Here is an 18961-nt window from a genome sequence, read left to right on the forward strand (position 1 = left end):
AATTCGTATTTTCAGCGGTTATACTTCGGTTTTTACGAATCGGGAAAGTGCCGGATGCTCAATTATCGCCAGCTGCACTACTTCTGGGTGGTGGCCAAGACCGGCAGCATCGCCCGCGCAAGCGAGCAACTGAACCTGACGCCTCAGACCATCAGCGGGCAGATCAGCCTGTTCGAACAAGCCTACGGCCTGGAGCTGTTCCAGCGTGTCGGCAGGCAGTTGGAGCTGACCGAGACCGGCCGCCAGACGCTGGGCTATGCCGAACAGATGTTCCAGATCGGCGGTGAACTGGAAGCCTTGCTGCGCGCAGGGCCTCAGGAGCAGATCCTGTTTCGCGTGGGTGTCGCCGACGTCGTTCCCAAATCCATCGTCTATCGCCTGCTGGCCCCGACCATGGAATTGGACAACGTGCTGCGCATCAACTGCCGCGAAGACAAACTCGAACGCCTGCTGGCCGACCTGGCCATCCAGCGGCTGGACGTAGTGATCTCCGACAGCCCGATGCCCAGCCACCTGGACATCAAGGGCTACAGCCAGAAACTGGGCGAGTGTGGCCTGAGCTTCTTCGCCACCCCGGCGCTGGCGCGCCAGCATGCCCAGCCCTTCCCGGCCTGCCTGGACGATGCCCCGCTGTTGATCCCGGGCCAGGAGACCGTGGTCCGCAGCCGGTTGCTGCGCTGGCTGGCCGAACAGCAGCTGCATCCACGGATCATCGGCGAATTCGATGACAGCGCCCTGATGCAAGCCTTCGGGCAGTCCGGTAGCGGGATTTTCGTGGCGCCCAGCGTGATCGCCGAGGAAGTGTGCCGCCAGTATGGCGTCGAGCTGATCGGGCAGACCGAGGCGGTGAACGAGTCGTTCTATGCCATCTCGGTGGAGCGCAAGGTGACCCATCCAGGGATCGTGGCGATTACCGAGGGGGCGCGGCGAGATCTGTTTCATTGGTGATCCCACACCACGGGAAATACGGATTAGCCGGTAGAACGTGGAGCTCGCGGCAGTATGCGAAGCGGCCCGAACGTCCGAGCTCAGACCAGGCCTATAAAGCTCTGTGTTAAAGTTGCCGGTTTTACAAAAACGAGATTCCGCTGCACATGACCCCCGTCCTTCGTCTCATCAACCGCACCGGTCTGGTGACGCAAATCTGCATCGGCCTGGTGGCCGGCATCGCCCTGGCCCTGCTCGCCCCGGCCGTGGCCCGTGACCTGGCCTTTCTCGGCAAAGTGTTCGTCAGCGCGCTGAAAGCGGTGGCACCGGTACTGGTGTTCATCCTGGTCATGGCGTCGATCGCCAACCACCGCCACGGTCAGGAAACCCACATCAGACCGATCCTCTGGCTGTACCTGCTGGGCACCTTCGCCGCCGCGGTCGTGGCCGTGGTCGCCAGCATGGCCTTCCCATCCAACTTGGTGCTCAGCACCGGCGATGCCTCGCTCACCGCTCCCGGCGGCATCAGCGAAGTGCTGCAAGGCCTGCTGTTGAGCGCCGTGGACAACCCGGTCAATGCGCTGCTCAATGCCAACTTCATCGGCATTTTGACGTGGGCCATCGGCCTGGGTGTCGCCATCCGTCATGCCGGGGAAACCACCCGCACCGTGGTCGAGGACCTGTCCAACGGCGTCACCCTTATCGTACGCGTGGTCATCCGCTTCGCCCCCCTGGGGATCTTCGGCCTGGTCGCCTCGACGCTGGCCCAGTCCGGCCTGGACGCCCTGCTTGGCTACCTGCACCTGCTGATGGTGCTGATCGGCTGCATGCTGTTCGTGGCATTGGTGGTCAACCCGCTGATCGTGTTCTGGAAGATCCGTCGCAACCCGTACCCACTGGTATTCATGTGCCTGCGCGAAAGCGGCATCACGGCGTTCTTCACCCGCAGCTCGGCGGCCAACATTCCCGTCAACCTGGCGCTGTCGGAAAAGCTCGGACTGCATGAGGACACCTATTCGGTATCGATCCCGCTGGGTGCGACCATCAACATGGCGGGCGCAGCAATCACCATCACCGTGCTGACCCTGGCCGCCGTACACACCCTGGGCATTCCGGTGGACCTGCCGACCGCCGTGCTGCTCAGCGTGGTGGCTGCCGTGTGCGCCTGTGGCGCCTCGGGCGTGGCCGGTGGCTCGCTGCTGCTGATTCCGCTGGCCTGCAGTCTGTTCGGAATCCCCAGCGAGATCGCCATGCAAGTGGTGGCGGTCGGTTTCATCATCGGCGTGCTACAGGATTCGGCCGAGACCGCGCTCAACTCCTCGACCGATGTGCTGTTCACCGCAGCGGCTTGCCTGGGGCAGGAGCGTCGCAACGCCTGAGGCACCAGCCCGCTCCGGCAACCGGAGCGGGCTTTCCCGCAGTATTGACTGATTGATTAAGCCTGCCGCATTACCTAGGCTAGTGGCCTTTTCCTCGCAATGAGACAGGGCCATGTCAGAATACGAAACCGCAGGCGAAGGCCGTTTCAACAGCATCGAGATCCGCGTGCTCGGTTCACTGATCGAAAAGCAAGCCACCAGCCCGGAAACCTACCCGCTGACCCTCAACGCCCTGGTGCTGGCCTGTAACCAGAAGACCAGCCGTGAACCGGTGATGAACCTCTCCCCCGGCCAAGTCGGCCAGGCCCTGCGCGCCCTCGAAGGGCAAGAAATGACCCGTCTGCAGATGGGCAGCCGCGCCGATCGTTGGGAGCAACGGGTAGACAAGGCATTGGAACTGGTGCCGGCTCAACTGGTGCTGATGGGGTTGATGTTCCTGCGCGGGCCACAGACCCTCAACGAACTGCTGACCCGCAGTAATCGCCTCCATGACTTTGAAGACGTCGACCAGATCCAGCACCAGCTCGAGCGTCTGATCTCACGCGGCCTGGCGCTGCACCTGCCACGCCAGCCCGGCCAACGCGAAGACCGCTACACCCACGCCCTTGGCGACCCAGCGCAGATCGAGGAAATCCTCGCCGCACGCCAGCAAGGCGGCGAACGCAGCAACGGCACCAGTGTGTCGGATGAGCGGATCGAGGCCCTGGAAGCCCGGGTCGCCGCGCTGGAAGCGCGCCTGGCCGCACTGGAGGGGTGAGGTCAGGGTTGATCGGCGTCAGGAAAGTTGCGGCAACTCTTACGCTCCGCCAGCTCCTGATCGGTGGGACGCTGGTCGACAAACACCGTACGCCCGTCGGCGTAGATCTCCAGGTAGCCCCAGTGCAGATCCTGCTCCTTCTGCCCGGGCTTGGGTGGTTCTAGCCACCAGGGTTCGCGGCTGATCAGGGTCATGAGTGTGATTCCTGAGGGTGTCTGCAATAAATCATAGACACCTTCAGATTTGGCTTTGACAGCGCGCATAAGCATTCGCGGGTAAACCCGCTCCCACAAGTACGGCACTGAACCGGAGAACAGCGGTATACCTGTGAGGGCGGGTTTACCCGCGAAGAGGCTGGTGCAGGCTTACGCCGGCGCCGAGGTGCGGATCAGGTGGTCGAAGGCTGCCAGCGAAGCCTTGGCCCCTTCACCCACGGCGATGACGATCTGCTTGTACGGCACCGTGGTCACGTCACCGGCAGCGAACACGCCAGGGATGCTGGTCTGGCCCTTGGAATCGACGATGATCTCGCCACGCGGCGACAGCTCGACCGTGCCCTTGAGCCAGTCGGTGTTCGGCAGCAGGCCGATCTGCACAAAAATGCCCTCAAGCGCCAGGTCGTGCAGCTCATCGCTGTTGCGGTCCTTGTAGCGCAGGCCCGTGACCTTCTCGCCATTGCCCAGCACTTCGGTGGTCAGGGCGCTGGTGATGACCTTGACGTTCGGCAGGCTGTGCAGCTTGCGTTGCAGCACGGCGTCGGCACGCAGTTGGCTATCGAACTCGATCAGGGTCACCTGGGCGACGATACCCGCTAGGTCGATGGCCGCTTCCACGCCGGAGTTGCCTCCGCCAATCACCGCCACCCGCTTGCCCTTGAACAGCGGGCCATCACAGTGCGGGCAGTAGGCCACGCCACGGGCGCGATATTCCTGCTCGCCTGGCACGTTCATTTCGCGCCAGCGGGCGCCGGTGGCGAGAATCACGGTCTTGGCCTTGAGCGAAGCGCCGCCGGCCAGGCGTACTTCGTGCAGCGCGCCATTGACGCCTGGGATCAACGCTTCGCCACGTTGCAGGTTCATGATGTCCACATCGTACTGCTTGACGTGTTCTTCCAGCGCCCGGGCCAGTTTCGGCCCTTCGGTTTCCTGTACCGAAATGAAGTTCTCGATCGCCAGGGTGTCGAGTACCTGGCCACCGAAACGCTCGGCGGCAACGCCTGTACGAATGCCTTTGCGCGCGGCATAGATGGCTGCCGAAGCGCCAGCGGGACCACCACCGACCACCAGTACATCGAAGGCGTCCTTGGCGTTGATCTTCTCGGCCTCACGGGCACCGGCATTGGTGTCGATCTTGCCGAGGATTTCCTCCAGGCCCATGCGGCCCTGGCCGAAGACTTCGCCGTTGAGGTAGATGCTCGGCACCGCCATGATCTTGCGCGATTCGACCTCCTCCTGGAACAGCGCACCGTCGATAGCCACATGGCGCACATTGGGGTTGAGCACAGCCATCAAGTTCAGGGCCTGGACCACATCCGGGCAGTTCTGGCACGACAACGAGAAGTAGGTTTCAAAGGTGAATTCACCTTCCAGGGCCTGAATCTGCTCGATCACCTCGGCACTGGCCTTGGACGGGTGACCGCCTACCTGTAGCAGCGCGAGCACCAGGGAAGTGAACTCGTGGCCCATGGGGATGCCGGCGAAACGCAGGCTGATGTCAGCCCCCGGGCGATTGAGCGAGAACGAGGGACGACGGGCGTCAGAGCCGTCCTCGCGCAGGGTAATGAGGTTCGACAGGCCGGCGATTTCCACCAGCAGGTCATGCAGTTCGCGGGATTTCGCGCCGTCGTCGAGGGAAGCAACGATCTCGATCGGCTGGGTGACCCGCTCCAGGTAGGTTTTCAGTTGCGATTTAAGCGTGGCGTCCAACATACGGGCGATTCCTTTTTCAAAACTTGGATACAAAAACGCCCAGGCGAGGTCGCCCGGGCGTTTTTACGGGGCGGTGGCTACTTCAGCTTTGGCGGCTGGCTACCGCCCGCGACTTGCACATCGGCTTAGATCTTGCCGACCAGATCCAGCGATGGCGCCAGGGTGGCTTCGCCTTCTTTCCACTTGGCCGGGCAGACTTCACCTGGGTGGGCGGCAACGTATTGGGCAGCCTTGACCTTGCGCAGCAGCTCGCTGGCGTCGCGGCCTACACCACCGTCGTTGATTTCGACGATCTTGATCTGACCTTCCGGGTTGATCACGAAGGTACCGCGATCAGCCAGACCGGCTTCTTCGATCAGTACGTCGAAGTTGCGGGCGATGACGTGGGTCGGGTCACCGATCAGCGGGTACTGGATCTTGCCGATGGTGTCCGAGGTGTCGTGCCAGGCTTTGTGAGTGAAGTGGGTGTCGGTGGACACACCGTAGATTTCCACGCCCAGCTTCTGGAACTCGGCGTAGTTGTCAGCGAGGTCGCCCAGCTCGGTCGGGCAAACGAAGGTGAAGTCAGCTGGGTAGAAGAACACGACGGACCACTTGCCTTTAAGGTCGGCTTCGCTGACCTGGACGAATTCGCCCTTGTGGTAGGCAGTCGCGTTGAACGGTTTGACCTGGCTGTTGATGATAGGCATGGAGACGCTCCTTCATGGGTTGAAATCAGTTGACGGAGAGAATCCTAACCGCAGGCTCCGATAAAGGCTCATTGGCAAACCTCATGCTTATGATTGGTTTTGGCTATAAGTCGTCAGGCCCGATAGATTCTTTGCTTCCTAAGGCGAGTCGGCGGGCGCACACGCCGACGCCTCGAGCCTCCCGCTGGGACCGGCGCTATAGTCCAGCCAGCACTGCTGATCACCCGCCTCCCCCCAAATGACCTTGAGCCGGCCTCGCTGCGCATCGCCACGTACATGCAGGCGGCTGCCCTGGCCGACCATCCCTCGCTCACTACCCGCTTCATCCAGTACCAATGCACCGAAGGGCAATGCCTGTCCGCTCACCTTGAGCGCGTGCAGCATCAGTGGATGACCACTACGGGTTGGATAGTGCAACCAACTTGCCGCGCCTGACCGCGGCACTACCGACTGGCCAGTGAGTTGCAGCTCGACATCCTTGGACATGCCTTTGGGGTCAAGCTCCACCATGTTCAGGCCATACGGCAGCAATGCAGGCACCACCGCGAACCCACGCTCATCGAGGCGTATCTGAGGATGCTGGCGAAGCCGCGCCGTGCTCGCACCCGGTGCATGGACAATCGCAAAGCTTTCCCCAAGCGGCGGGGCCATGGACAAGCCCCCCGGATGGGCAACCAGAGCCCCTTGGGCGCCCAATGAGGTTTGGCGATGAGTGTGCCGATTGGCGAACGAGGCGTTCAGCTCGCCAAACGAACCACGGTACAGCAGATGGGCATCCAGCCCTGCCCCGCCCCGCGTCCCTTCCTGACGCACGGCAGCCAGCCCATACCCCCATTGCCCACGCTCCCCAGCCGTTGCACGCAAGCGCACATTCGAACGGCCCTGCCCCTGAGCCCCCCATGTCATCCCACTGCTCAACGAAGCACGACGCCGCTCCCCAAGCGGCAGGCTGGCCGTGAGCGTGAATGTATCGAGCGCCTGGCCAGACGGTCGCCGTTCACGATCGAACCGCATCCCGTAGTTGAGTTTTCCCAGATGGTTGTTGTAGCCCAGGCTGTAACTGCTTTGGCGGTCTGCTCCCTGCCCCCACCCCGCCATCAGCGTCAGACGACCACCTTGCGAGCCCAACGGCTGGTTGACGGTAAGTCCGACCCGCCGCCGCGCAGGGGCCACCACATGGCCTTGGCTCGCCTGGGCAAAATCGTCGAAACGGTAATAGCCCGCGTATTGCGTCAAGGTCGCACCAAGGTCGGTTTCCCAGGCAGTGAGCCTGTGTCGCCAGCTCATCCGCCAGGCGTGCCCTTGTCGTTCCCGATCCAGCGAAACGCGGCTGTGGTAGCGCGTCAGGCCGACAGCACCAACGCCACTGTTTATCGCCACCCCCATGGCACTGGCCAGATAATCGCTGGCCAACCACGCACCTCCATGCACACCCAGATGGTTGTTCAGCCCTTGTTGCCAACTCCCCTGCACCTGGCCAGGCCCCATCTGCCCCAGCTCATCGCGCCAGACACCCGCTGCGAATTCGAACCGTTTGCTTCCTGGGCGCAAGGCAAGCGGTGCGGCCTGGCTCGGCACGAAGAAGGTTCGCACCTCGCCATCGGCCTCGCGCAGAGTGACCTCAAGGTCATCGTGCAAGCCGCTGGCATAGAGGTCGTCGATTTCGAAGGGGCCAGGGGCTACTGTCGATTCGTGCACCAGCACACCGCGCTGGCGGATGCTCAGTAACGCCGTGCTGTTGGCCACACCGCTGATCACGGGGGAAAAACCGCGCTGTGTCTGCGGGAGCATGCGCTCGTCATTGTTCAACAACACACCACGCAACGCGCCGGTATCGAAAACGTCGCCACGGCTGTAGCTATCACCGAGTGTCATTTGCGATGACCACGCAGGAATGTCCCGCCTGACCGACAATCCACCCGCCTGATAGTGCGAGCCCCCCGCGTCACGCCCTTGCCAGCGCCCCTCGTGACGCCAGTACCAGTCCCCTGTGTTCAGCCCCATGCGCAGGCCCAGGTACCCTTGACGAGTACCACTGCCCTGCTGTTTGAATTGCTGCTGATGGAGGTTGAGCCGGTAGTCGATAAAGCCCACATTCACCCCGCCGTCCCACTGGTCTGAGGGAAAGTGACCGCTGGATTGGCGGTCCAGGGCTTGTTGCGCCACCACCAGATCCAACCGCAATGCGCCAAAATCCAGCGTCTCACTAGAGGGCACCTGTAACTGGGACAAGGGCAGACACGCGTCATCTTCCTTGAGGACGCTCTGGGTCTCGCTGGCCAAGGATTGCAGATCCAGGCCCAGACGCTGCAACAAGCCCTTGCTGTAGCAAGGCGCTGCCTGATTAGTCAGCGTTTGCTTCTTTAGCAAGACAGGCAACCGACCTTTCCACTGCTGGTTGAGCACAATGTCCAGGGTGAAGCGCCCCTCCGGGACGACCGCTTCCCTCTCGAAACGGCGCACGTCCAGTGACGAGCCTTGCTTGAGCAGCCCTGCGTCAAACTCGATCGCCAGGACCGGCTCCACCCCAAGACTGGCGACCAGATACCCTGGCACACAGTCGACGAATGACCTGCGGCTCATGACAAGCCTCAGCCCGCCCCGCTCGCACGTACGGCTTCTGGCCGTTCATGCACCGCGCCGTAATCGTCGATGAATGCGTAGCGCACTTGGACGATACCGCCAATCTTCAGGCCTGGCGTGGCGAATCGAGTGTTCGAAAAAGGCGCTATGTGGCCGGGCTCGATGTCGAGCACCTGACTCCCTTGGTGCACCTCCAATTTGGCGAGATTGACGAAGCACGGGCTGGGGTTGTCGACCTGCAGCACCCCGCCAGCCCCATCGCGCAAAACACGCCAGCGCAGCATCTGATGCGCCTCTGCGACATTGCCCGATAACCTCATGGGGCGATAGAACAGCTTGATACGGGTACGTAGGGAAACCTGAAGCGTGTTGCCTGTGCCTTTGGGGGGGACGTCGAGCACATTGAGCCAGTACAGGCTTTCACGGTCCTGGGGCATCGTTTCACCCGTATGGAACAGTCTCAGGCTCTGCCCCTTGCCTGGATCCAGGCGAAACAATGAGGGCACGAGGCTGAACGGGGCCTGTAGCGCCTGCTCATCCACCTGGGCAGAGCCGTCATCGACCCAGGCCTGGACCAACGATGGATTGAGCCCTTCGTTGCTGAGCTTGAGGGTGATCTCGGCCTGATCGGCCGGATAAACGACACGCGTACTGGAGATGACCACGCTGGCGCCTGCTTCGGCGCAAGACAGCCATACAGCCAGCAGCGCCCAGCGCCTGAGGGCGTTGAGTTGAAAGAACATCGAATGCCTTGTTCTGTAAATGGCGAGGACAGGCGCTCAGGCCTGTCCGAGGAAGCTCAGAGGTAATCGAGCGAATACTGGACGCGGGTGGAGACCAGTCCTGGCGTAGCTGCCCCGGTCGCGTAGTAACGCGCGTGATAGTCGAGCGTGGCGTTACCACCGACGATCTGCACGGTCTGGGAGCGCTGGCTGCCTTTGGCGGCCGACAAGTCCATCGGTGCGAAGCTGCTATTGAGCAGTTCTATCTGGACATTGCGGCTACCGCCGGCATCCACGATAAGCCGGCCCTCGGGGCTAATGGTTGGGCCAGGCTCGAAGTAGGTCGAGACCCGGCTTACGGTTGGGGCGCAGTTGGTCAAGCGCAGCTGGAAGGAAGTTTGCCCGGCCACCTGCCCAGGCCGAGACAACAAGGTCGCATTGACGTCAGGCAGACTGACCGGCAAGTTACCATTACCGCCATTGACGATGCAGGTCGGCGCACGCACTTGACCACTGATGCTGATTTCGCCGTGATCCGCCTGCGCGGTACCAGCATAGAGAAGCGCGCTGCCGCAGGCTGCGCACAAGGCTTTATAGAGTGTGTTCATGATCACCTTCTGATTGCTGATTGACAGCCATGCAAGTGTCAGGCTGCTGTCCGGTTGCCGGACGCAGCTGCAGTATCAGCAAGGTTCCAAGAACAAGATGTCGGATGACTTACCAGTCATGTAGGTGAAAGTTTCAACTGATATGTAAGAATCATGGCCTCGTTATGGCGAGGCCATGCAGGAGCGGAAAAGGCGCGATCAGCGTGTCGCCGTGCGCATGGTCACGAACTCTTCGGCAGCCGTCGGGTGCACGCCGATGGTTTCGTCGAACTGCTGCTTGGTCGCGCCAGCCTTCAAGGCCACACCCAGGCCCTGGATGATTTCCCCGGCATCCGGCCCGACCATGTGGCAGCCCAAGACCTTGTCGGTCTCGGCATCGACGACCAGCTTCATCAAGGTCTTTTCCTGGATGTCCGTCAGGGTCAGTTTCATGGCGCGGAAGCGGCTTTCGAAGATCTGAACCTTGTGCCCGGCCTCCAGCGCCTGCTCCTCGGTCAGGCCCACGGTGCCGATCGGCGGCTGGCTGAACACGGCAGTGGGGATGTTCTGATAATCCACCGGGCGGTACTGCTCGGGCTTGAACAGACGACGAGCCACCGCCATGCCTTCGGCCAAGGCCACCGGCGTGAGCTGGACGCGACCGATCACATCACCAATGGCGATGATCGAGGGTTCGGTGGTCTGGTACTGGTCGTCCACCCGGATAAAGCCGCGGTCATCGAGCTCGACACCGGTGTTTTCCAGCCCCAGATTGTCCAGCATCGGACGCCGCCCGGTTGCATAGAACACACAATCGGCGACCAGCTCGCGGCCATCTTTGAGGGTCGCCTTGAGGCTGCCATCGGCCTGCTGGTCGATACGCTGGATATCGGCGTTGAATTGAAGATCCAGACCGCGCTTTTGCAGTTCTTCCTTGAGGTGGGTACGCACCGAGCCATCGAAGCCGCGCAGGAACAGGTCACCGCGGTATAACAGCGTGGTATCGGCGCCCAGGCCCTGGAAGATGCCAGCGAACTCGACGGCGATGTAGCCGCCACCGACCACCAGCACACGACGCGGCAGTTCTTTGAGGTAGAACGCCTCGTTGGAGGTGATCACCAGCTCCTTGCCCGGGATATCCGGCACCTGTGGCCAGCCGCCGGTGGCGATGAGGATGTGTTCGGCGCTGTAGCGCTGGCCTTCGACTTCGACTTCATGGGCACCGGTGATACGGGCATGCCCTTGCAGCAGGGTCACGCCGCTGTTGACCAGCAGGTTGCGGTAGATACCGTTGAGGCGCTCGATCTCACGGTTCTTGTTGGCGATCAGGGTGCCCCAGTCGAAATGCCCTTCCTCCAGCGTCCAGCCAAAACCGGCAGCCTGCTCCAACTCATCGGCCACGTGGGCGCCGTACACCAGCAGTTTTTTTGGCACGCAACCAACGTTGACACAGGTGCCACCCAGGTAACGGCTCTCGGCCACCGCCACCTTGGCGCCGAAGCCTGCGGCGAAACGCGCCGCGCGTACACCGCCGGAACCGGCACCAATCACGAACAGATCAAAATCGTAGGCCATGTATTCAGTCTCCTTGGCTGGCGACCAGCATAACGCCGTTGCCCGCCGGGAACAAAAAAGCCACCCCGAGGGGTGGCTTTCGTACCAACAGTGGCGAATCAGTACGCCTTGCCGGTCTTGTAGTAGTTCTCGAAGCAGAAGTTGGTCGCCTCGATGTAGCCTTCGGCGCCACCGCAGTCGAAACGCTTGCCCTTGAACTTGTAGGCCAGCACACAGCCATCCTGGGCCTGCTTCATCAGCGCGTCGGTGATCTGGATCTCGCCGCCTTTGCCTGGCTCGGTGTTCTGGATGATGTCGAAGATATCCGGAGTCAGGATATAGCGACCGATGATCGCCAGGTTCGACGGGGCATCTTCCGGCTTGGGCTTCTCGACCATGTTGGTCACCCGATAGATGTCATCGCGGATCATGTCGCCGGCGATCACGCCGTACTTGTTGGTTTCCTGCGGATCGACTTCCTGGATGGCGACGATCGAGCAACGGAACTGGTTGTACAGCTTGACCATCTGAGTGAGGATGCCGTCGCCTTCCGGGTTGACGCACAGGTCGTCCGCCAGAACCACGGCGAACGGCTCGTCGCCGATCAATGGGCGACCCGTGAGAATGGCGTGGCCCAGGCCTTTCATCTCGGTCTGACGGGTGTAGGAGAAGGAACACTCATCCAGCAGACGACGGATGCCGACCAGGTATTTTTCCTTGTCGGTGCCTTTGATCTGGTTTTCCAGCTCGTAGCTGATGTCGAAGTGGTCTTCCAGGGCGCGCTTGCCGCGACCGGTGACGATGGAGATCTCGCTCAGACCTGCATCCAGCGCCTCTTCGACGCCATACTGGATCAGTGGCTTGTTGACCACCGGCAGCATTTCCTTGGGCATGGCTTTGGTAGCAGGCAGGAAGCGGGTGCCGTAGCCGGCTGCCGGGAACAAGCATTTTTTGATCATATACATCCTTAAACAAAGGCTGGGCCTGTGGAGTTCGGCGCAGTCTAATCAGGCGGCGGTCACCTTACAATGCCCCGCCCCTGGCCGACCGATGCCATGATAGAGATAACCCAGTGTAGATAGTTCCGATGGATCGTAAATATTGCGGCCATCGAACAGCACCGGCATGCGCATCAGCCCCCGTACACGGCGAAAATCCGGCTGGCGGAACTGCTTCCATTCAGTCACCAGCACCAACGCGTCCGCGCCTTCGACACAGGCATAGGGATCCTGCGTGAGGCGCAGTTGACCGCTGATCGTCGCGTGCCGGTAGCGCTCGGCGACCCCCGCCGTCGCCGCCGGATCGCAGGCCTGGACGCGCGCCCCTGCGGCCAACAGGGCCTCGAGCAACACCAGGCTGGGCGCCTCGCGCACATCATCGGTACCGGGCTTGAAGGCCAACCCCCAGATCGCCACAGTGCGCCCACGTACAAAACCACCGAAGTGCTGATGCAGTGCCTCGAACAACACGGTCTTCTGCACCTCGTTGCGCGCCTGCACCGCCTGCAGGATTGCAGGCTGGTATCCGGCCTGCTCGGCGCTGTGGATCAGCGCACGCACATCCTTGGGAAAGCACGAGCCGCCATAGCCGCAGCCGGCATAGATGAAGTGACTGCCGATACGCGTATCGCTGCCGATTCCGCGGCGTACCTGCTCGATGTCCACGTCCAGGAGCGCGCAAAGCCCGGCCAGCTCGTTGATGAAAGAGATGCGCGTGGCAAGGAAGGCATTGGCCGCATACTTACTGAACTCGGCCGCACGCGGCGACATCAGCAACACGCGCTCGCGGTTGCGCACGAACGGCCTGTAGAGGCGTTGCAGGCACTGGCTGGCCTGTTCGCTGTCGCTGCCGATGATGACGCGGTCCGGACGCATGAAGTCCTCGACGGCGCTGCCCTCCTTGAGAAATTCAGGATTGCTCGCCACGTGCACGCCGAACCGAACACCTCGCTCGCGCAAGCCGTGGGTGATGTGTCGAGCGACCCGCTCGGCCGTGCCCACCGGGACAGTCGACTTGTTCACCACCAGACACGCGCGAGAAAGATGACGTGCGAGGCTGTCGGCAACCGCCAATACGTGCCCAAGGTCAGCAGAGCCGTCCTCCTGACTGGGCGTGCCGACCGCGATGAACACCACCTCGGCGCGTGCCAGGGCGTGGCCCCAGTGGTCGCTGAAACTCAACGCCCCACTCTCCAGGCCGGCCTGCAGCAGCGCTTGCAGGCCAGGCTCGTAGATCGGGCATTGGCCCTGGCGCAGTTGCGCCAGGCGCGCCTGGTCACGCTCCAGACACACGACGCGGTTGCCCATTTCGGCGAAACAAGCCGCCGTGACCAGCCCCACATACCCCGCCCCAATCACACAGAGTTCCATGGCCGCGCTCCTTGTCGAAGATGACGGCCATTGCACCCCAGGCACCGTTGCAGAGCAGTGACAGCGCAGGGTCACGCGTGTGACAGGAGCTACCGTCAGCCTCCGGTGCCCTGCCCGATCAACACGCCCTCGACCTTCTGCCCATACAGGTTCACACCATCGTTGGCATGAAACTTCACCCGGGTCTTCTCGATGGAGCCTTCCACCAGCCGCGGATCCTGGGGCCGTTCATGGCGGTTGATCCAGGCTGCCACGTCCCAGGCCTGCTGATCGCTCAGGCTGCCAGCGCGGCCCAGGGGCATGTTGTGCTTGATGAACGAAGCAGCCGTGTTGATCCGGTGCATGCCGGCCCCCCAGTTATAGGAATCCTTGCCCCACAACGGTGGCATCACATACTCGCCTGCCACTTTCTGGCCCTGGCCCTGATCGCCATGACAGATCGCACATTGCTCACCGTAGACCTGCTCGCCACGCTTGAAGTCATAGCCGCCAGCCGGTGGGGCTACTTCCGGGTAACCGCGCCCGGGTGTTTCGACACCCGTCGGCGCCTGGGTCGAGAGCCAGTAGGCGTAGACGCTAAGGGCTGTCATCTGCGGACTGTCAGCCGCCGGCGGCGTGCCGTTCATGCTGAACTGGAAGCAGCCTTGGATACGTTCGGCAAAAGTGTTGACCTTGTCGTTCTTCTTGCGATACGCCGGATACATCGGATACGCACCCCACAGCGGCGCGGAATATGCCAGGCGCCCTTGGTCGAGGTGGCAGTTGCTGCAGTTCATGCCGTTGCCGACCGCTTCAGGCATCAGCCGGCGCGTGTCGACGAACAGCGCATGGCCTTCGCGGACCATCTTGCCGAAGGCGTTGTCCGGCAGGTCACGTTCAGACGGCGGGGTGAACATCGCAGGCGCCTGGCTGCCAGGGACCTTGAGCTGGGACTGGTCTTCCATGGCGATGGGAGCTGCCTGGGCGCTGCCCAAGGCCAACAGCAACAGGCTCGGGATCATTAGCTTCATGGCTTGGCCTCCTGACGCACGGGCTGGGCGAAGAACGCAGCGATGGCCTTGACCTCCTCCTCGGTCATGGCCTTGGCCACGCCAACCATCAATTGGTTGGGGTCGTTGCTACGACTGCCGTCGCGCCAGGCATTGAGCTGTGCGGTCAGGTAGCCTGCCGGTTGTCCGGCCAGCGGGGGGAAGTGCTCGCCGACCCCAACGCCACCGGGCCCGTGGCATTGCACGCAACCGGGTATCTGCCGGCTCCAATCGCCGTAGAGGGCCAGGCGGGACACCGGGTCATTGGCGATCTGCTGGCGGCGAAAGGCGGGCGCGGGGTCGGCCGGCAAGCTGGCCAGGTAGGAACTGACGGCGCTGATTTCGTCTTCGCCCAACGCCTTGGCGAGCGGCTCCATGACCGCCTGCTTGCGGCTGCCACTGCGAAAATCCGCCAGTTGCTTGCTCAGATAACTCGCTGGCAGGCCGGCCAGACGCGGAAAGCCTGCGGCGGCGATGCCTTTGCCATCCGGACCATGGCAGCCCAGGCAAGCCATAGCGGCGGGGTTCTGCCCACCTTGGGTGAAGATCTTCTGGCCATCGACGGCATGCGCCGAAGGCCAGGCCAGGATCAGCAGACTGCCGATCACGACGCGACTCAACGGTGTGTTCACGGGACGCTCCATTTCCTTGTTATAAGCTTAGGCTTAAACGATATAAGCCCATGAAGAGTAGGCCTATCCCCGGGTACCGACAACGATCACCGGGCAAGAAAATGGCATTGCACCTGCTAAGTGCTCATTTGCTGAGCTGGATCAAGTTCCAGAGATGCACTGGGTCGCAGCGGTGCGTACATCGCCCAGGCGCAGCGGGAAGTTGTTCAGCCGCTCGTGAAGCTTGATGCTGCTGCCGCTGCCACGTTCGTCGATGTCCACCAGGGCGGCGGGACCACCGCTTGTCGGCACTTTCTGTGGAACGATCAGACGCAAACCATCGCCACGTGCCTCTTCGACCAGCGGGTCACGGCTATCTGCCAGCTTGCTCTTGACGCAATCGGCGTATTGGCGCGGCGTCTTGCCGGAGATCACATCCAAGGTTTCGCGCGACTGCTCCAGCTCCGAAACACTGGCACAGCCGCCCAATGCCACCAGCATCGCGGGCACCAACCACTTCATTCGCATTACCCCTTCTTTCATCGAGAAACGCTTCGACCACTGTCAGGCTGATTTGCTCCCTGCTTTGGCAGATTTATCTTGGGCCCGACCATCTCGCGCGCAAGTCTACCCTGACATCATGGTATCGTTCACGTTTGCAGAACCAATCCTTGCGGAGCACCCCATGAAATTCGTACACCAGCGCGAGCATCTGAACGAGGACGACGTGGTCGTCATCGAGTGCTCCCAGCGCTGCAACATCCGCCTGATGAATGACGCCAACTTCCGCAGCTTCAAGAACGGCGGCCGGCACACCTACCACGGTGGCCATTTCATCAAGTTCCCAGCCAAGATCACCGTGCCCAGCACCGGCTTCTGGAACATCACCATCGACACCGTGAGCCCGCGCCCGATCTCGGTGACACGCAAGCCAACCTTCACCCACAAGATCAAGATCATCCGCCGCTCGTCGTCCAAACTCGTCTAAGGCCCGTCATGACTCAAACCATCAAATACGTGATCAAGTACAAGCTCGACGGCGAGCGCCGTTGGGACTTCGCCCTGATGCCTGACGCTTCCCATGAGCAGGCGCTCGAAGCACTGCGCAAGATCCACGGCGACGATGCCGAGAAGATCAGCGACATCCAGGTCAGCAAGGCCCTGTAACCCCGCCCCCGTCACCAAGGAGTAGCGCATGAGCACCTGGCCCGACCGTCGTATCCTCGACCTGCTGGGCATCCGGTTGCCCATCCTCCAGGCGCCCATGGCCGGTGCCAGCGGCTCGGCCATGGCCATCGCCGTCGGCAATGCCGGCGGGCTGGGCGCCCTGCCCTGCGCCATGCTCACCGCCGAGCAGGTCCACAGCGAAGTCCAAGCCTTTCGTGCCAGTTGCCAGGGCCCACTGAATCTCAATTTCTTCTGCCATCAACCGCCAATGCCTGACCCGGAGCGCGACGCGCGCTGGAAACAGGCGCTCAAGCCTTATTACGACGAGGTCGGGGCGAATTTCGAGGCGCCGACACCGGTATCCAACCGGGCGCCATTCGACGAGCAGGGTTGCCAGTGGGTGGAACAATTGCGCCCCGAGGTGGTGAGCTTTCATTTCGGCCTGCCCCAGGCCGAGCTGCTGCAACGGGTGAAGGCCAGCGGTGCCAAGGTGTTGTCTAGCGCCACGACGGTGGAAGAAGCCCTCTGGCTTGAAGCCAACGGCTGCGATGCGATCATCGCCATGGGCTACGAGGCCGGCGGGCATCGAGGCATGTTCCTGAGCGACGACATCACCAGCCAGATCGGCACGTTCGCACTGGTGCCCCAGGTGGTGGATGCCGTGCGCATCCCGGTGATCGCGGCAGGCGGCATCGGTGATCACCGCGGACTGGTAGCCGCCCTGGCACTGGGCGCCTCGGCGGTGCAAATCGGCACCGCTTACCTGTTCTGCCCCGAGGCCAAGGTATCAACGGCTCATCGCCATGCGCTGGACAACGCGCCGGCCAGCGATACCGCCCTGACCAATCTGTTCACCGGACGTCCGGCACGAGGCATCAACAACCGCATCATGCGCGAGCTGGGGCCGATGAGCCCGCTGGCACCGCGCTTCCCACTCGCCGGCGGCGCCTTGATGCCGCTCAGGGCGATCCGCGACCCACAAGGCAACAGCGATTTCAGCAACCTGTGGGCCGGCCAGGCACTGCGCCTGGGTCGGCACCGCTCGGCCAGCGAGCTGACCCAAGAAATCGCCAACCAGGCGCTGGAGCAGCTCGGGCGCTGAGCTGAGCCCTGATTGACACCATCGCGAGGCCAGCCCGCTCCTGCTTCGTGCCTCTTCCTGTCCGGCGGCCTATCGCTATATAGTCAGCACCATAACGATCCCTCAAGGAGCCCTTCTGCATGCTCATTCGCCTGTCCACCTTGGCCGCTGGCGCCCTGGCCGGCCTGATTACGCTCAATAGCGCCTGGGCCGATGAAGTCCAAGTGGCCGTCGCAGCCAACTTCACCGCGCCCATCCAGGCCATCGCCAAGGATTTCGAGAAGGACACCGGCCACAAGCTGGTGGTCGCCTCCGGCGCCACCGGCCAGTTCTACGCGCAGATCAAGAACGGGGCACCCTTTGACGTCTTCCTCGCCGCCGACGACAGCACGCCAGCCAAGCTCGAGCAGGAAAAGGCCATCGTCCCCGGCTCACGCTTCACCTATGCGATCGGCACCTTGGCCCTGTGGTCGGCCAAGCCTGGATATGTGGATGACAAGGGCGAGATCCTCAAGCAGAACACCTTCCAGCACCTGGCCATCGCCAACCCCAAGACCGCCCCCTATGGCCTGGCCGCCACCCAGGTGCTGGACAAGCTCAAGCTGACCGAAGCCACCCAGGCCAAGCTGGTCGAGGGCCAGAACATCACCCAAGCCTTCCAGTTCGTCTCCACGGGCAATGCCGAGCTCGGCTTCGTCGCCCTGTCGCAGGTCTACAAGGATGGCAAGGTGCAGAGCGGTTCGGCCTGGATCGTGCCGGCGCAGTTGCACGAGCCGATCCGCCAGGACGCGGTGATCCTCGTCAAGGGCAAGGACAACCCGGCCGCCAAGGCCCTGGTCGATTACCTCAAGGGCCCGAAAGCGGCTGCGGTGATCAAGTCCTACGGGTATGAAATCTGATGCCACTGGACGCCAGTGACCTGGGTGCGATCTGGCTGACCATCAAACTGGCCAGCCTGACCACCTTGATCCTGTTGGTGCTGGGCACGCCCATCGCCTGGTGGCTGGCGCAGACACGCTCGTGGCTGCGCGGCCCCATCGGCGCGGTGGTGGCCCTGCCGCTGGTGCTGCCGCCCACAGTGATCGGCTTCTACCTGCTGATCGCCCTCGGCCCGCACGGCTGGCTAGGCCAGGCCACGCAGGCATTGGGGCTGGGCAGCGTGGTATTCAGTTTCAGCGGGTTGGTGATCGGCTCAGTGGTGTATTCCATGCCCTTCGTGGTCCAGCCGCTGCAAAATGCCTTCAGCGCCATCGGCCAGCGTCCGTTGGAAGTTGCTGCGACCCTGCGCGCCAGCCCCTGGGACACCTTCGTCCATGTGGTATTGCCACTTGCCCGCCCCGGCTTTGTCACTGCCAGTGTCCTGGGTTTCGCCCACACCGTTGGTGAGTTCGGCGTGGTATTGATGATCGGCGGCAACATTCCCGACAAGACCCGCGTGGTCTCGGTGCAGATCTTCGATCATGTCGAGGCCATGGCCTATCCGCAGGCGCATTGGCTTGCAGGCGTCATGCTGGTGTTTTCCTTCCTGGTGCTACTGATGCTCTATGCTGGCCGCCGTGGAAAAACAGGCTGGAGCTGA

20 protein-coding genes are annotated in these 18961 nt (G+C 62.3%); 8 read left to right on the forward strand and 12 right to left on the reverse strand.

Going from position 1 to position 18961, the window contains the following annotated elements:
• Positions 1–54 precede the first annotated feature (54 nt).
• The 3 genes from nhaR (at position 55) to ABOA88_RS04825 (ending at position 3063) form a co-directional block, all read left to right on the forward strand.
• Positions 55–948: a transcriptional activator NhaR gene (gene nhaR / locus ABOA88_RS04815; RefSeq protein ID WP_196168690.1), complete on the forward strand. Its 894-nt coding sequence runs from the start codon at positions 55–57 to the stop codon at positions 946–948.
• A gap of 146 nt (positions 949–1094) precedes the next feature.
• A complete protein-coding gene (sstT, locus tag ABOA88_RS04820) occupies positions 1095–2306 on the forward strand; it encodes a serine/threonine transporter SstT (protein ID WP_196168691.1) in 1212 nt (403 codons plus the stop codon).
• Between the two features lie 112 nt (positions 2307–2418).
• Positions 2419–3063 carry a YceH family protein gene (locus ABOA88_RS04825; protein WP_196168692.1) on the forward strand — a complete coding sequence of 215 codons (645 nt, stop codon included), beginning with the start codon at positions 2419–2421 and terminating at the stop codon, positions 3061–3063.
• Between the two features lie 2 nt (positions 3064–3065).
• On the opposite strand, the gene ABOA88_RS04830 is transcribed toward ABOA88_RS04825, so the two are convergent.
• The 12 genes from ABOA88_RS04830 to ABOA88_RS04885 form a co-directional block, all read right to left on the reverse strand.
• Positions 3066–3257 carry a hypothetical protein gene (locus tag ABOA88_RS04830; RefSeq protein ID WP_043211771.1) on the reverse strand — a complete coding sequence of 64 codons (192 nt, stop codon included), beginning with the start codon at positions 3255–3257 and terminating at the stop codon, positions 3066–3068.
• A 171-nt stretch (positions 3258–3428) separates the two neighbouring features.
• Complete coding sequence (gene ahpF / locus ABOA88_RS04835; protein WP_367851026.1) at positions 3429–4991, reverse strand: alkyl hydroperoxide reductase subunit F; 1563 nt, start codon at positions 4989–4991, stop codon at positions 3429–3431.
• A 125-nt stretch (positions 4992–5116) separates the two neighbouring features.
• Positions 5117–5680, reverse strand: coding sequence for an alkyl hydroperoxide reductase subunit C (ahpC, locus tag ABOA88_RS04840; RefSeq protein WP_070091596.1), 564 nt, complete (start codon positions 5678–5680; stop codon positions 5117–5119).
• Between the two features lie 138 nt (positions 5681–5818).
• Entirely contained in the window at positions 5819–8263 is a 2445-nt protein-coding gene (locus ABOA88_RS04845; protein ID WP_367851027.1) for a fimbria/pilus outer membrane usher protein, read from the reverse strand.
• Positions 8264–8271: 8 nt separating this feature from the next.
• Positions 8272–9006 (reverse strand): fimbrial biogenesis chaperone, encoded by a 735-nt coding sequence (locus tag ABOA88_RS04850; RefSeq protein ID WP_367851028.1) that lies wholly within the window; start codon positions 9004–9006, stop codon positions 8272–8274.
• A 56-nt stretch (positions 9007–9062) separates the two neighbouring features.
• Entirely contained in the window at positions 9063–9593 is a 531-nt protein-coding gene (locus ABOA88_RS04855; protein ID WP_196168696.1) for a fimbrial protein, read from the reverse strand.
• 198 nt (positions 9594–9791) lie between these two features.
• On the reverse strand, positions 9792–11147 hold the full coding sequence (gene gorA / locus ABOA88_RS04860; protein WP_367851029.1) for a glutathione-disulfide reductase: 1356 nt from the start codon (positions 11145–11147) through the stop codon (positions 9792–9794).
• Positions 11148–11245: 98 nt separating this feature from the next.
• Complete coding sequence (gene galU / locus ABOA88_RS04865) at positions 11246–12085, reverse strand: UTP--glucose-1-phosphate uridylyltransferase GalU (protein WP_043211760.1); 840 nt, start codon at positions 12083–12085, stop codon at positions 11246–11248.
• A 48-nt stretch (positions 12086–12133) separates the two neighbouring features.
• On the reverse strand, positions 12134–13495 hold the full coding sequence (locus tag ABOA88_RS04870; protein WP_367851030.1) for a UDP-glucose dehydrogenase family protein: 1362 nt from the start codon (positions 13493–13495) through the stop codon (positions 12134–12136).
• A 95-nt stretch (positions 13496–13590) separates the two neighbouring features.
• Positions 13591–14505, reverse strand: a complete 915-nt coding sequence (locus ABOA88_RS04875) for a c-type cytochrome (protein ID WP_196168699.1) — start codon at positions 14503–14505, stop codon at positions 13591–13593.
• A complete protein-coding gene (locus ABOA88_RS04880) occupies positions 14502–15155 on the reverse strand; it encodes a c-type cytochrome (protein ID WP_328326485.1) in 654 nt (217 codons plus the stop codon). Before ABOA88_RS04880 ends, ABOA88_RS04875 begins: the two co-directional genes overlap by 4 nt.
• Positions 15156–15296: 141 nt before the next feature.
• Complete coding sequence (locus ABOA88_RS04885) at positions 15297–15656, reverse strand: hypothetical protein (protein WP_196168701.1); 360 nt, start codon at positions 15654–15656, stop codon at positions 15297–15299.
• 163 nt (positions 15657–15819) lie between these two features.
• Between ABOA88_RS04885 and ABOA88_RS04890 the strand changes: the two genes are divergently transcribed.
• The 5 genes from ABOA88_RS04890 to modB all read left to right on the forward strand — a co-directional run bounded on the left by ABOA88_RS04890 (position 15820) and on the right by modB (position 18961).
• Positions 15820–16122, forward strand: a complete 303-nt coding sequence (locus ABOA88_RS04890; RefSeq protein ID WP_043211751.1) for a DUF1883 domain-containing protein — start codon at positions 15820–15822, stop codon at positions 16120–16122.
• An 8-nt stretch (positions 16123–16130) separates the two neighbouring features.
• Positions 16131–16301, forward strand: coding sequence for a hypothetical protein (locus tag ABOA88_RS04895; RefSeq protein ID WP_090344575.1), 171 nt, complete (start codon positions 16131–16133; stop codon positions 16299–16301).
• Between the two features lie 28 nt (positions 16302–16329).
• Complete coding sequence (locus tag ABOA88_RS04900; RefSeq protein WP_196168702.1) at positions 16330–17403, forward strand: NAD(P)H-dependent flavin oxidoreductase; 1074 nt, start codon at positions 16330–16332, stop codon at positions 17401–17403.
• 119 nt (positions 17404–17522) lie between these two features.
• Positions 17523–18281 carry a molybdate ABC transporter substrate-binding protein gene (gene modA, locus ABOA88_RS04905; RefSeq protein ID WP_367851031.1) on the forward strand — a complete coding sequence of 253 codons (759 nt, stop codon included), beginning with the start codon at positions 17523–17525 and terminating at the stop codon, positions 18279–18281.
• Positions 18281–18961, forward strand: coding sequence for a molybdate ABC transporter permease subunit (gene modB, locus ABOA88_RS04910; protein WP_196168704.1), 681 nt, complete (start codon positions 18281–18283; stop codon positions 18959–18961). The genes modA and modB overlap by 1 nt, the downstream gene beginning before the upstream one ends.

The organism is Pseudomonas sp. PKS, from assembly GCF_051913525.1.
Classification (GTDB): domain Bacteria; phylum Pseudomonadota; class Gammaproteobacteria; order Pseudomonadales; family Pseudomonadaceae; genus Aquipseudomonas; species Aquipseudomonas guariconensis_D.

Coding starts and splice junctions, on each gene's coding strand:
- ABOA88_RS04850 (WP_367851028.1), bottom strand. CDS start 9,006: ATGTTCTTTCAACTCAACGCCCTCAGGCGCTGGGCGCTGCTGGCTGTA.
- ABOA88_RS04875 (WP_196168699.1), bottom strand. CDS start 14,505: ATGAAGCTAATGATCCCGAGCCTGTTGCTGTTGGCCTTGGGCAGCGCC.
- modA (WP_367851031.1), top strand. CDS start 17,523: ATGCTCATTCGCCTGTCCACCTTGGCCGCTGGCGCCCTGGCCGGCCTG.
- galU (WP_043211760.1), bottom strand. CDS start 12,085: ATGATCAAAAAATGCTTGTTCCCGGCAGCCGGCTACGGCACCCGCTTC.
- ahpF (WP_367851026.1), bottom strand. CDS start 4,991: ATGTTGGACGCCACGCTTAAATCGCAACTGAAAACCTACCTGGAGCGG.
- nhaR (WP_196168690.1), top strand. CDS start 55: ATGCTCAATTATCGCCAGCTGCACTACTTCTGGGTGGTGGCCAAGACC.
- sstT (WP_196168691.1), top strand. CDS start 1,095: ATGACCCCCGTCCTTCGTCTCATCAACCGCACCGGTCTGGTGACGCAA.
- ABOA88_RS04885 (WP_196168701.1), bottom strand. CDS start 15,656: ATGAAGTGGTTGGTGCCCGCGATGCTGGTGGCATTGGGCGGCTGTGCC.
- modB (WP_196168704.1), top strand. CDS start 18,281: ATGCCACTGGACGCCAGTGACCTGGGTGCGATCTGGCTGACCATCAAA.
- ABOA88_RS04895 (WP_090344575.1), top strand. CDS start 16,131: ATGACTCAAACCATCAAATACGTGATCAAGTACAAGCTCGACGGCGAG.
- ABOA88_RS04825 (WP_196168692.1), top strand. CDS start 2,419: ATGTCAGAATACGAAACCGCAGGCGAAGGCCGTTTCAACAGCATCGAG.
- ABOA88_RS04855 (WP_196168696.1), bottom strand. CDS start 9,593: ATGAACACACTCTATAAAGCCTTGTGCGCAGCCTGCGGCAGCGCGCTT.
- ABOA88_RS04830 (WP_043211771.1), bottom strand. CDS start 3,257: ATGACCCTGATCAGCCGCGAACCCTGGTGGCTAGAACCACCCAAGCCC.
- ahpC (WP_070091596.1), bottom strand. CDS start 5,680: ATGCCTATCATCAACAGCCAGGTCAAACCGTTCAACGCGACTGCCTAC.
- ABOA88_RS04870 (WP_367851030.1), bottom strand. CDS start 13,495: ATGGAACTCTGTGTGATTGGGGCGGGGTATGTGGGGCTGGTCACGGCG.
- gorA (WP_367851029.1), bottom strand. CDS start 11,147: ATGGCCTACGATTTTGATCTGTTCGTGATTGGTGCCGGTTCCGGCGGT.
- ABOA88_RS04900 (WP_196168702.1), top strand. CDS start 16,330: ATGAGCACCTGGCCCGACCGTCGTATCCTCGACCTGCTGGGCATCCGG.
- ABOA88_RS04890 (WP_043211751.1), top strand. CDS start 15,820: ATGAAATTCGTACACCAGCGCGAGCATCTGAACGAGGACGACGTGGTC.
- ABOA88_RS04845 (WP_367851027.1), bottom strand. CDS start 8,263: ATGAGCCGCAGGTCATTCGTCGACTGTGTGCCAGGGTATCTGGTCGCC.